Below are 12,851 nucleotides of genomic sequence, written 5' to 3'. Positions count from 1 at the left end.
CGTAAGTGCTAAGTCACTCGCGCCGTTGCTTTCTTGCCACTCACGAGGTAGTTCATGTTTAAATCGTTAACCAGCACACTGGCCCTGACTATAGGTCTTAGTGTCGGCTTAAGTGCCAGCCTGCCCGCATCCGCCAATAACGCCAGCCATTCCATTTCAGCTCAGTTAGAACAACGCGTTATCGACTGGCGACGAGACCTTCATCAACACCCTGAATTAAGTAACCGGGAATTTCGCACCTCTGCCCTGGTCGCTGAACATCTGCGCGAACTGGGCATGGAGGTTCAGACCGAAATAGCCCATACCGGTGTTGTTGGCTTCTTACGCGGTGGCAAACCTGGTCCGACTATCGCGCTGCGCGCCGATATGGATGCACTGCCGGTCACAGAACGCACTGACGTCCCCTTTGCGTCGACTGCTGTGGGCGAATACCGTGGTAATGAAGTGGGTGTAATGCATGCCTGTGGTCATGATTTACACGTCGCGATGTTAATGGGTGCGGCTGAGTACCTCGCTGGTATTCAGGACGATCTCGCAGGCAATATCATGTTTATCTTCCAGCCTGCTGAAGAAGGCGCGCCGGGAGACGAAGAAGGTGGCGCAGAATTAATGCTCGAAGAAGGAATCTTCGCTGAGCATACCCCGGACGCCGTGCTCGGTATCCACGTTTGGTCGGCCGGAAATACCGGGCAGATTGGTTATCGTCGTGGCCCCTTGATGGCATCCTCAGACCGCTTTGAGATCCGTGTTCAGGGCCAACAGACTCATGGCTCGCGGCCATGGGGCGGGGTTGACCCTATTGTCGCTGCTGGTCAGATTATTACCAACTCGCAAAGCATCGTCAGTCGCCAGATTGATATTACCAAAGCTCCAGCGGTGCTTAGCTTTGGCATCGTCGAAGGTGGTGTACGCAATAACATTATCCCGGATGAAGTTTACCTGGAAGGCACCATTCGTAACTTTGACATGGATAACCGCCAGCAGATCTTCGAAAAGCTGACTCACACCGCAGAGCACACTGCCCAATCCAGTGGTGCAACGGCTGAAGTCACCATTCATGAAGGGTATCCGGTAACATCGAATGATGCCGCCTTAGTGGACCGACTGATGCCAACAACCTTGCGCGTAGCAGGTGAAGACAATGTACATGAGAACGCACTGGTGACCGGGGCCGAAGACTTTTCATTCTTTGCCAACGAAGTACCGGGCATGTTTGTGTTCTTAGGTATCACTCCGCCGGATCAGGATGCCGCCAGCGCACCAAGCAACCACTCGCCATATTTCTACGCAGACGAAGACGCACTCAAAGTCGGCGTTGAGCTATTTATTAACTGGGTGGTTGATTACCCCCAGCAATAGCCATCTGACAGCGCACGCGTACAGCTCAAGTCTGGCGCAAAAAAAAAGCCCCCAGTGTAAGTACGCTGGGGGCAAATCCTAAATTCCAGGGAAGTGAGATTTAGGGATACACAGTTAAAAAGCTTGCGAGCCAAACTTCAATGTCAGACATGCTACCTAGGTTAAATGTCACTTATCAGGCAGTATGATGACAATTTGATGAATCGCTATATATAGTATCGACATCCCCCTGCAAAGCTTGAATCGCCCTAGCAAAGGCCATGCTCGAATAAATAGTTCTCATCCGAACTTCTCTGTACCTCTTAAGCAAGTCACGTATAATAACCCCTGTGATTATCAGATAGCTAATAATCAATAAGCTTGAGTTACTATTAGTTATCCTTTCAGGCTCCTCAATATGATTGATTTGCTTGCAGCTAACACAAATTAGGCGAACGGCAGGTTACCAACTTGCCTTAAACATTGCCCTGGACCGTCCCAACCCGGTCCAGGGCTTTTTTTTTGCGCCAAAGCCAACGCGGCAATACTTGAGTAAAACACTCGGGTATGCCATAGTATTGACCTGTTATTTGACGGTGAGTAAAGGCTATGAGACTGACATCGAAGGGACGTTATGCAGTAACCGCAATGCTTGATGTGGCCTTACATGCAGACAAAGGTCCGGTACCACTGGCGGATATATCCGAGCGCCAGGAAATCTCCCTGTCCTACCTCGAACAATTGTTTTCTCGTCTTCGTCGCCACCAGCTGGTAGACAGCGTACGAGGCCCGGGTGGTGGATATCGGCTTGGCCGCAGTGCTGACTTAATCGCGATAGGTGAGGTTATTCGTGCCGTCGACGAGTCAGTCGATGCGACCCGCTGTCAGGGTAAGTCCAACTGTCAGCAAGGCGAACGCTGCCTGACCCACAGCTTATGGTCTGACTTAAGCGACCGTATCTCTAACTTTCTGGATAACATCACGCTCGGTGAGCTGATGGCCAAAGGCGACGTCAAAGCAGTTGCCAGCCGTCAGGAATCATCGCTGTTCCAGCAGCTCAAAGTGACATAGAAAGAGACGTAAAGAGAGTTGCTAGCTGGCACTACGCCAGCTGTTTAATCTTGGCTACCATAGCGCGCAGGCCATTGCCCCGCGTGGGTGAAATATGACGCTCTAAATCAAGTTGCTTAAAGTAGCCGTCGATATCAAACTGCTGGATTTCGTTGCTGGTTTTACCATCGTAGGCTGCCAGCACCAGGGCAAGTAGCCCCTGCACTATGATCGCATCGCTATCAACTTTGAAAAACAGTTTATCGCCACGAGCTTCGCTAATCATCCATACACTGCTCTGACAGCCACGTACCAGATACTCATCTTTCTTTTGCTCATCCGGCAAGCCAGGTAATTGCTTACCCAAATCAATGATGTACTGGTAGCGTTGCTCCCAGTCATCAAGAAACTCTAAGTCATCGATAATTTCTTCAGTGCTAGGCAGGCTCATGTGACCTTCTGTCCTTTAACTACAATTTTCTAGAAAAACACGCCGGCTTCAAGCTGGGCTTCTTCGCTCATCATCTCGCGCGACCACGGTGGATCAAATACCAGTTCGACCTTCACCTCTTCGACGTTTGGGACCATACCCACGCGGTATTCCACGTCACCTACCAGCACCGGACCCATGCCACAGCCAGGTGCCGTCAGGGTCATATCAATGCGCACCGTTTTCGCGGCCTGATCAATGTCGACTTTATAAATCAGTCCAAGTGACAACAGATTAATTGGAATTTCCGGGTCATACACGGTTTCCAGAGCATCCCACACCTGCTGTTCATTGATCTGGCCATCGCTTGGCGCCTCGAAGCTAAGCTCAGTCGGCTTGCGACCCAGTGCATCTGCATCAGTGCCATCAATACGCAACATATTACCCTGCCAGGTGACTGTGTAATTGCCACCTAAGTCCTGGGTAATGGTTACAAACTCGCCTTTGGGAATGATCTTAACGTCGCCGGTTGGGACACGACGCGACTTCACTTCCCGCGTCGTATTAACCATTTTTTGCATCGACATCAACTACACCGCCGATTTCACATTAAAGCTCTCGCCACAGCCACACTCATCCAGCACGTTAGGGTTGTTAAACTTAACCACCCCGTTGACACCTTCTTTGACATAGTCAATTTCGGTATTACGGACTACATCCAGTGCATCGCCCGCCACCGCGACTGTGATCTCATCATTAATCGGCACTACTACATCATTTTCAGCCGGTGCTTCTGCATAATCAAGCACATAGGCAAAACCAGTGCAGCCGCTAAGCTTAGTTGAAAAGCGGATGATCTTACCTGGCTGATCCGCCAGTTTCGCCGCAAAATGGCGTTGAGCCGTATCTGTCATGCTTACGACCTGCGATTGCGGTACAAATGTTTCTACAGACACAATGACCTCCTGCCCTCAGGCTAACATCATGGATGCTTTCTTGAGGCCTTTAAATAGCGCCTCAACATCTTCAAATGTGTTGTAAATGGAAAACGACGCGCGTGCGGTGCCGGGGACACCTAAACGCTTCATCAGAGGTTGCGCACAATGGTCGCCAGTACGAATAGCTACGCCCTGGCGGTCCAGTAAAAAGCCAATATCGGCCGGATGTGCACCTTCAATTACAAAACTCAGAATACCAATTTTTTTCGGTGCATTGCCAACGATACGCATGCCCGGAATATCTTTCGCCAGCTCCAGTGCATAATCTAGCAAGGCTTGCTCATGGGCTTTCACCGCATCCACATCGAGCGCCTGAAACCACTTAATCGCAGCGGCCATGCCAATAGCCCCAGCAATATTTGGTGTACCGGCTTCAAGCCGGTTCGGCAACGCGCCCCAGGTTGCATCCTGGTAGGTTACCGTTTCAATCATCTCGCCACCGGTCAACCACACGGGCCAGTTTTCCAGCACCTCTTTACGGCCCCAGAGTACACCAATCCCGGTAGGCCCAAACAGCTTATGGCCGGAAAAGGCATAAAAATCACAGCCAATCGCCTGCACATCGACATCACCATGGGCAACGCCCTGCGCGCCATCGATCAGAACCAGCGCTCCTTTGGCTTTAGCCTGCGCGGTAAGCGACTGAATCGGGTTAATCGTACCTAATGCATTAGACACATGCGGCATCGATAAAATCCGTGTGCGTTCCGATAACAATTCCGTAAACGCCTGCTCGTTGAGCTCGCCAGTATCGTGAATAGGTACCACCTTAAGGGTTGCACCTGACAGTTTACAAGCCTGTTGCCAGGTCACCAGGTTGGCATGGTGTTCCATTTCGGTAACCAGCACTTCGTCACCAGCTTGTAGCTGTTGCGCCATGCCTTTGGCAACAATATTAATGCCTTCGGTGGTACCGCTGGTCCAGATCACTTCTTCTTTCGCCGGCGCATTAATAAAGGCCGCAACCACCTCACGCGCTTCTTCATAGCGACGAGTCGCTTCGTCAGACAGCTGATGCGCGCCACGGTGAACATTGGAATTGCACTGAGTATAAAACTCGACAATAGCGTCAATCACCGCCTGCGGCTTTTGCGTCGTTGCTGCGTTATCCAGATACACCAACGGGTTACCGCTAACCTCACGCTTCAGTATCGGAAACTGCTCGCGGATATGGTTTACATCAAATGCCACTGGCTGGTCGCTCATTTGACCTCCATGCCTTCAAAGCGAGTCTTCAGCTTAGGCTGTAACCAGTCGCGCAATGCCTTATTTGGCATTTGTTCAATCAGTTCCTGAACAAATCCGAAATTCAGCATGACCAAGGCCTGAGAACGGCTAATACCACGTGACAGCATGTAGTACAGAGCTTCGTCGTCTATCTCAGCGACCGTAGCACCGTGCGCACACTGAACATCGTCGGCATAGATTTCGAGCTCAGGCTTGGTATTGATCTGACCACGACGCGAGAGCAACAAATTGCGGTTATTCAGTTCAGCCAGTGTTTTCTGTGCATCCGGGTGAATGTGAATCCGACCGTTAAATACCGCTTTGGCATTATCACCAACAATACCGCGCGCGTTTTCTTCAGTCGTGCCATTGGGCACCGCGTGCTCAATAGTACTGTGCAGATCAAAGTGTTCGTTTTCAGCCAACAGGTAAATGTTGTTAAACTTGGCAAAGGCATGCTCACCGGCATGGTGAATATCGACATCCAGCCGCGATAGCTGGCTACCATAGCCCACCAGAGTACTATTCAGACGTGACTTCTCGCCCATCTGAAAGTGACTGCCACCTATATGAATGGCATCCGCACTGTGCAAAGCAAAGCGATAATGCTCAAGCCTGGCTTCATAGCCCAGCTGATATTCAGCAAAGGCCGTGTTCATGCTCGCGCCGTCACCGCTGCCATGTTCAATCACAGTCGCCGTTGCCTGTTTACCTAAACGCACCAGTACACGGTTGTGTGACTCAACTTTATCCGTTACCAGGTTAATCACCCGCACTGGCGTCTCAATGCTGGCACCGTCAGCGATATCGATGATCACGCCTGAGGTGGCTAATACATCGTTGACCAGACCAAACAAATGGCGCTCTGGTTTTACCTGAGTAAAGACCTGACCGGCGACACTGCGTGCATTGTCAGTCGGTTCGTCCAGAGCACTGATACTCAGCCCGGTAGGCAATGACAAGCTGCTAATATCGGTTTGCAGTTCACCGTTTACAAACACCAGGTCTAAACTGTCTAAACCTTCAATCGCAAACTCTCTGCTATCCACCTGCGCTGATGTGCTGCCAGGTTGAGCCAGCAACGCATCAAACGGGTGCAGCGAGGTATAACGCCAGGCTTCAGTGCGCCGTCCCGGCCACTGCTGGTTCTGCAGCGTGGCCAGGGCTTCGCCGCGAACCGGGCTTAACCAATCCTGAACTGAGCCGGCACGGTCAATAACATCTGCTAACCACTGGCTCATGCATCCGCCTCCTCGGCTTTTGCGCCCAACCAGGCATAGCCGGTTTTTTCCACTTCTTTGGCCAGTGACGCATCGCCACTTTTAACAATTTTTCCGTCCGCCAGAATATGTACGTAATCCGGTTCGATGTAATCCAGCAAACGCTGGTAGTGAGTTACCACGATAAAGCTGCGCTTGCCGTCACGCTGGCTGTTGACACCATTGGCCACAACCTGCAGCGCGTCCACGTCCAGCCCGGAGTCGGACTCATCAAGAATACACAGGTTTGGCTCAAGCAAGATCATCTGCATGATTTCGTTGCGCTTTTTCTCGCCACCAGAAAAACCTTCGTTGACACCGCGCTTTAGGAACGCCAATGGCAAGTCCACCTGCTTACAGGCTTCCTTGGCTTTCTTTAAAAATTCTGAGGCACTGAGTGGATCATCGCCGCGCTTTTCGCGAATGGCGTTGACCGACTCTTTCATAAATTCCATGTTGCTAACGCCAGGTATCTCTACCGGGTACTGAAACGCCAGAAACAGACCCGCCTGGGCGCGCTCTTCAACTTCTAAATCAAATAGATCTGCACCATTGAACTGGGCAGTACCGCTATCGGCTTCGTAGCCGTCACGACCTGACAAGACATAACCCAGAGTACTTTTACCGGCGCCGTTCGGCCCCATGATGGCATGCACTTCGCCAGGTTTAATGTCCAGGTTCAGCCCTTTAAGAATCTCTTTGCCGTCAATACTGGCATGTAAATCTTTAATACTTAACATCATTACCCCACTGAACCTTCAAGACTAATTTCTAGCAATTTGCCCGCTTCCACAGCGAATTCCATTGGCAATTCTTTAAACACTTCTTTGCAGAAGCCGTTCACAATCATCGACACCGCTTTCTCCGGATCAAGACCACGTTGACGACACAGGAACAACTGGTCATCACTAACCTTCGAGGTTGTTGCTTCGTGCTCAACAATGGCTGACGGGTTGCGGCTTTCAATATACGGGAAGGTGTGTGCGCCACACTTATCGCCAATCAGCAACGAATCACACTCGGTGAAGTTCCGCGCGCCATCGGCATTTGGCCCCATCCGCACCAGACCACGGTAGGCATTGCTGCTATGCCCGGCGGAGATCCCTTTGGAAATAATGGTCGAACGGGTGTTCTTGCCCATATGAATCATTTTGGTCCCGGTGTCCGCCTGCTGGCGACCACGGGTCAGTGCGACTGAGTAAAACTCACCGACACTGTTGTCCCCTTTTAAAATACAGCTTGGATACTTCCAGGTAATCGCCGAACCGGTTTCAACCTGGGTCCAGGAAATCTTCGCATTGGTTTCTGCTAAGCCACGTTTGGTCACAAAGTTGTAAATACCACCTTTGCCATTTTCGTCGCCCGGATACCAGTTCTGCACTGTTGAGTATTTAATCTCTGAGTCATCCATCGCCACCAGTTCAACCACAGCGGCGTGGAGCTGGTTTTCATCGCGTTGCGGGGCGGTACAGCCTTCCAGATAGCTTACGTAACTACCCTCTTCAGCCACAATTAGCGTACGCTCAAACTGACCAGTATTAAGCTCGTTAATACGGAAGTACGTTGAAAGCTCCATCGGACAGCGGGTGCCTTTTGGAATGTATACAAAGGAGCCATCCGTAAACACAGCACTGTTCAGCGCAGCGAAGTAGTTATCGCGTTGCGGCACCACAGTACCCAGGTATTTTTTTACCAGGTCCGGGTACTTTTGAATTGCTTCTGAGATCGGGCAGAATATGACTCCCGCTTCTTCAAGTTTAGCGCGGAAGGTGGTCACTACTGAGACTGAATCAAAAACCGCGTCAACCGCAACACCAGCCAGCATTTCCTGCTCGTGCAGTGGAATGCCAAGTTTTTCATAGGTGCGCAGTAATTCAGGATCAACTTCATCCAGCGACTTCGGCTTGTCTTTCATGCTCTTCGGCGCTGAATAATAAGAGATCGACTGGAAGTCAATTTTCGGGTAATCGACATGGGCCCAATCCGGCTCATCCATTTTCAGCCAGCTACGGTATGCCTTCAGACGCCATTCCAGCATCCATTCAGGCTCATTCTTCATGGCTGAAATACGACGAATAACCGACTCGTCCAGACCCACCGCAAAGGTGTCTGACTCAACTTCGGACACGAAACCGGCATCGTACTTACGTGCTATCGCCTGCTCGATTTGTTCACTCATGACAAACTCACTCGGTTTATTCTAAACATGCCCTGATTATATAGTACCCGAGTATTTCACTCAAGTATTGAGACCGCGGCCCGTCTGGGTTCATTAGTAGTAGAGATGTTTATATGAGGGAGTATGAAAAATACCATCAGGGTAACAACGACCGCGACCAGGGCTGCCAGAAGAGCAGCGCCTGGTCCTGAGTCGGGAGATAAAGTGCTATCTGCTTACACCAGCTTAAAGGCGACCGCCAACTGAGCCAGAATGACCAGCCCACCGATAAACATCGCCAGATACAAGCCAAGGTTACCACCGGCAACCTGATAGCTCGCCTCGTCGTAGTCTAAACGAGCTTTGCGCACCATCAATACCGGCAGAATAATCGCAATCACCACCAGCGCTATCGCTGCATAGCCGAGCGCAATGATAAAGCCCTGCGGATAGAAAAGCGCAAACACCAAAGGCGGCAGAAAGGTAATCAAACCCGTTTGCATCCGTCCGCGTTTATTGTTCGGACGTTGGAATTTATCAGCCAGGAAATCAAACAGGCCCAGGCTGACCCCTAGAAATGAAGTTGCCAAAGCCAGATCGGCAAACAGAGTAATAGCCGCAACTACCCACTCTGACTGCACCACAGCAGCAATCGAGTTAACAAAGTCAGGCAGGTCATTATTTTGCATCAGTCCAGCCTGGCCAACCGCGCCAAAGCTTAACCCTTGCCAAATGATATAAATCACCAACGGCAGGCTCGAGCCAATCAGTACTATTTTACGCAGCGACGCCATATCTTTATTGGTATAACGAACCAGCGAGGGAATGCAGCTATGAAAACCAAACGAGGTAAAAATAACTGGCAATGCGGCAACCAGAAGGCCTTGCTCGACTGGCAAATTCAGCAGGTAACCCCCACTGACCTGAGGAGTCAGCATAACCATAGTCACAACCAGCACAATCAACTTAAGCACAAACAAAATGCGATTAATAAAATCGACCTTGCTGGTTCCCAGTGATACCACCAGACCAATAATTAAGGTAAATACCAGTGCGCCACTAAAGGCGGGCATGCCTGGCAGATGGCCAATTATGCGCTCCTGCATCAAGGCGCCTCCACCGGCAATATAAGCCGCACACAGCGCATAGAGCAAAAACAGCATCGCCACGGTCGCAGTCGCCCGCCCTTTCCAGCCCAGAAACTGCTCCGCCAGGCCGTGCAGTGTCGCGGTAATCGGCACATGCTGGTGCAATTCAAGCATCAACAAACCAGTATAGGCCATCAAGATCCAGATCCCGACCATAATCGCGACCGAAGTACCAAAGCCTAATCCAGCTGACGTTAACGGAAGGGCCAACATACCGGCACCAATAGTGGTACCGGCAAGAATAAAAATACTGCCAATAGTTTTACTGCGGGAAGTCAAAACGCTGTCGTCCTTATTCTAATTTTTCTGACAAAGAGGCTAGCTGACTTTGACGTAAAGGGGAAGAGTAAAGAGAGCAGACAAGTGCTTTGAGTCTTTTCTGCTCACATTAATACAACTCTGACAGTCGACCATTGATTCAAAACTGGTAGTTTGCATAAACATTCAGTCGGGTACCGCCCTCCAATTGAGAACTCAACGTGGCATGATTAATACTCCCACCGATACTAAACTGCTCCCAGTCTCGGCTCAACTGAGCATACACATGATCATATCCCCGGCTGTCGTCCCATTGATAGTCTGTACTGTCCAGGCTGGTTGAACGAGTATAGCCAACCTCAATCGATACTGGCTCGCTCACTGCAATATGGTAGGAAACCGAGCCAATCATATGACCAGCACCAGTGCCAAAGTAATCCCAGCTATACCAAGTCGCAAAGCGCAGGTTATGGTAACCAAGTGCCATCATGACTTCAGGGTAGTTGCCATCAGAGCTATAGTTCGCCCCATGGTAAGTGTAATATAGCGCAGTCACATCAAACGACCATGACTCGTTTAGCTGAGTAAACCAACCAGCATAGGCGTCAAACTCAAGGTCAGTTTCATCACCAAAATCGACATTGGAAGCGAAGATACCAACATAGCCACCATATTCAGCGGATACTGTACTCTCAAGTTGGAAAGCCGGGTTGCCTGATGTTTGTGATACACCATTAAATAAATAGTCACTAGTCACCGTCACCGAATTGTCCCACGTGACAGGAGCTGTCCCTGCCAACAAAGGTGAGCCGTAGCAAAGCGACGAGAGGCCTAACACTAAATAGCTTACCTTAGTCACATTTCAGCCCTCCTAACTCCTTGCTCATCGTTTGTGTCGCGCGGTCTAATGCCTCACTAATACCAGTTGTTTTCACAGCAAGCTGTTCTAACTCTAAGGTCGCATCACTAATCGCGTTAATATTGCGCGTGATTTCCTCCGTAACCTGGTTCTGCTCTTCGGCAGCCGATGCAACCTGAAACGCATTATCTTTTATTGAGTTGACTGTTGTTGTCACCACACCTAACTGTCCTGATGCCTCTTCCGCCTGTTTCAGTGTCTCACTAACTCGGGAAGCACTGTCATTCATTTGTCCAACCGCACCCTGCACTTGCTTCTGAAGAGTCACAATCAGCTCATTGATCTCCTCAGTCGACTGGCTCGTGCGCTGAGCCAACGCCCTGACTTCATCAGCAACGACAGCAAAACCTCGCCCCTGGTCACCGGCCCGCGCAGCTTCAATAGCTGCGTTCAAAGCAAGTAAATTAGTTTGCTCTGAGATGGCGTCAATGGTTTGAGTGATGGTGCTAATTCGTTGCGTACTTTCCGCAACGGCTTCTATCTGCTGAGCGACATCGCCAATCCGGGTACTTACCTCTCGAAACTCTTCCACCGCTTTTAAAACCATACCGTTAGCAATACTGAGTGAATCCGCAGACTCTTCTGCACCACGCGCAGTACTCTCAGCTAGGTTTGCGACCTCACTAGCGGCTGCGCTCATTTCTGTAACTGCCGTAGCCACCTGCTGTACCTGCTCACTTTGCACCTGTGTTGAACTGGATGCATCTGCAGATGCCGCCAACATCTGCTGGCTATCTTTGCCGAGCGAATCAGCCACCCGTTTAAGCGTTCGAACCATTTCACGAAGCTTGCCGGTAAAAGCATTAAAGCCTTCAGCAAGCTCATTCAGTTCCTTATGGTTGGAAGACTCCAATTGACGGGTTAAGTCTCCCTCAGAGGTAGCAAGTTCTTGCATTAAATCACGTAAACGGACTAGTGGATTCGTCGAGGAACGAACAAATACCACAGTTATCGCAACGAACACGGCAACTAAAAGCAACGCGATGACAATCATCATCATCCCTGTTGCCTGACTACTATCCTCTAATGTTTGCGCCAGATTATCGCGCGGAGCCATAGCCACGCTCTGAGGTACCGTCATAACTAGCGTCCAGGATGTACCCACACTGCGTATTTCTATTGGATAGGTAAGCACAATCTGATCACCAATCACTTCAATCGAGCGATTGCCATTGGTAAGTCGAGCCAAATCTGCATTAACTTCCCCAGCGTGCTGCCCCAGTTGCCGAGCATATTCACTGCTGGCGACCAAAATGTTACTGGCGCTCAACAAATGCATTTGCCCGCGACCATCAAAAAACTGCTCGCTACGCTCACTTAGCCGCTCTTGCAACACTGGCAAATTAATATCAACTCCAGTCACCCCGCGAAACTGATTATTCACCACAATTGGGTATACCAATGACGTTAGTAACTCTTCATAACCTTCTGATACTTCATAAAGATACGGTTCAATCAGGCACGGCCGACGACTCTCTCTGCTGCAAAGGTACCATTCAGATTCTCGAATTTGATTCTCATCCAGTGCTTCAGAATACTTTTCTGACGGGTCTTCCATTCTATGAAAGTTAATCTGCCCTTGCTCACGTACCCAATAGAGTTCCAGGGAACCTTCGAGAGAACTATGCAATGCATCGGTTTGCTCATATTCAGCATCAAGAGCATCGTAACCATTTGGCTCAAAATGACTATAAACAGACGATAAATGCGGATTAGCACGTAATGTGGCGCCTAACAGCGTGCGCAGTTCCTGACGGGACAACGTCTGGTCACTAACATCATGCGCGGTAGAAGCCGCCATAGAAGAAAGGGAACGAGCGATATCAAAACCCCGCTCGATCAGTAGCTGAGTATCCAGGCTTATCAATGCCGCATTTTCCTGCATTGACTCAAAGATTAGGCTCTCGAACGGCTGTGAAATATCGCTTACCGCCTGTTGTCCATTACGTGACATTGACGACCAACTAAACCATGTCATGATTAGCATACTAAGCGTTAGCGACAACGCTGAACCGACTATCAGCTTCTGTCGAAGAGAGTATTTAGCCATAGTTTCCCCCAAGGCC

General features: G+C 50.1%; 12 protein-coding genes. 2 read left to right on the top strand and 10 right to left on the bottom strand.

Annotated elements, in window-relative coordinates; translation table 11 throughout:
* The first annotated feature begins 54 nt into the window (after positions 1-54).
* Positions 55-1,359, top strand: a complete 1,305-nt coding sequence (locus tag CWE14_RS01615; RefSeq protein WP_126797771.1) for an amidohydrolase — start codon at positions 55-57, stop codon at positions 1,357-1,359.
* Positions 1,360-1,947: 588 nt separating this feature from the next.
* On the top strand, positions 1,948-2,409 hold the full coding sequence (gene iscR / locus CWE14_RS01610) for a Fe-S cluster assembly transcriptional regulator IscR (protein ID WP_126788182.1): 462 nt from the start codon (positions 1,948-1,950) through the stop codon (positions 2,407-2,409).
* A 31-nt stretch (positions 2,410-2,440) separates the two neighbouring features.
* Here the strand turns inward: iscR and CWE14_RS01605 are convergent, their stop codons facing one another.
* From CWE14_RS01605 to CWE14_RS01560, 10 genes are all read right to left on the bottom strand, one after another.
* Positions 2,441-2,839 carry a SufE family protein gene (locus tag CWE14_RS01605; protein WP_126797770.1) on the bottom strand — a complete coding sequence of 133 codons (399 nt, stop codon included), beginning with the start codon at positions 2,837-2,839 and terminating at the stop codon, positions 2,441-2,443.
* A gap of 29 nt (positions 2,840-2,868) precedes the next feature.
* Positions 2,869-3,399: a putative Fe-S cluster assembly protein SufT gene (gene sufT, locus CWE14_RS01600; protein ID WP_126798146.1), complete on the bottom strand. Its 531-nt coding sequence runs from the start codon at positions 3,397-3,399 to the stop codon at positions 2,869-2,871.
* Positions 3,400-3,408: 9 nt separating this feature from the next.
* Positions 3,409-3,774 carry a HesB/IscA family protein gene (locus CWE14_RS01595; RefSeq protein ID WP_126788184.1) on the bottom strand — a complete coding sequence of 122 codons (366 nt, stop codon included), beginning with the start codon at positions 3,772-3,774 and terminating at the stop codon, positions 3,409-3,411.
* A 15-nt stretch (positions 3,775-3,789) separates the two neighbouring features.
* Positions 3,790-5,022 carry an aminotransferase class V-fold PLP-dependent enzyme gene (locus tag CWE14_RS01590; RefSeq protein ID WP_420837088.1) on the bottom strand — a complete coding sequence of 411 codons (1,233 nt, stop codon included), beginning with the start codon at positions 5,020-5,022 and terminating at the stop codon, positions 3,790-3,792.
* Positions 5,019-6,284: a Fe-S cluster assembly protein SufD gene (gene sufD, locus CWE14_RS01585; RefSeq protein WP_126797769.1), complete on the bottom strand. Its 1,266-nt coding sequence runs from the start codon at positions 6,282-6,284 to the stop codon at positions 5,019-5,021. The genes CWE14_RS01590 and sufD overlap by 4 nt, the downstream gene beginning before the upstream one ends.
* A complete protein-coding gene (sufC, locus tag CWE14_RS01580) occupies positions 6,281-7,042 on the bottom strand; it encodes a Fe-S cluster assembly ATPase SufC (RefSeq protein WP_126798144.1) in 762 nt (253 codons plus the stop codon). The genes sufD and sufC overlap by 4 nt, the downstream gene beginning before the upstream one ends.
* 2 nt (positions 7,043-7,044) lie before the next feature.
* On the bottom strand, positions 7,045-8,481 hold the full coding sequence (gene sufB, locus CWE14_RS01575; protein ID WP_126788186.1) for a Fe-S cluster assembly protein SufB: 1,437 nt from the start codon (positions 8,479-8,481) through the stop codon (positions 7,045-7,047).
* 215 nt (positions 8,482-8,696) lie between these two features.
* Positions 8,697-9,887 (bottom strand): aromatic amino acid transport family protein, encoded by a 1,191-nt coding sequence (locus CWE14_RS01570; protein WP_126797768.1) that lies wholly within the window; start codon positions 9,885-9,887, stop codon positions 8,697-8,699.
* A 139-nt stretch (positions 9,888-10,026) separates the two neighbouring features.
* On the bottom strand, positions 10,027-10,704 hold the full coding sequence (locus tag CWE14_RS01565; protein ID WP_275065548.1) for a TorF family putative porin: 678 nt from the start codon (positions 10,702-10,704) through the stop codon (positions 10,027-10,029).
* 13 nt (positions 10,705-10,717) lie between these two features.
* On the bottom strand, positions 10,718-12,835 hold the full coding sequence (locus CWE14_RS01560) for a methyl-accepting chemotaxis protein (protein ID WP_126797766.1): 2,118 nt from the start codon (positions 12,833-12,835) through the stop codon (positions 10,718-10,720).
* Positions 12,836-12,851: the final 16 nt, after the last annotated feature.

The organism is Aliidiomarina soli, from assembly GCF_003986975.1.
GTDB lineage: Bacteria > Pseudomonadota > Gammaproteobacteria > Enterobacterales > Alteromonadaceae > Aliidiomarina > Aliidiomarina soli.
This window is presented reverse-complemented; position numbering and strand designations above follow the sequence as displayed.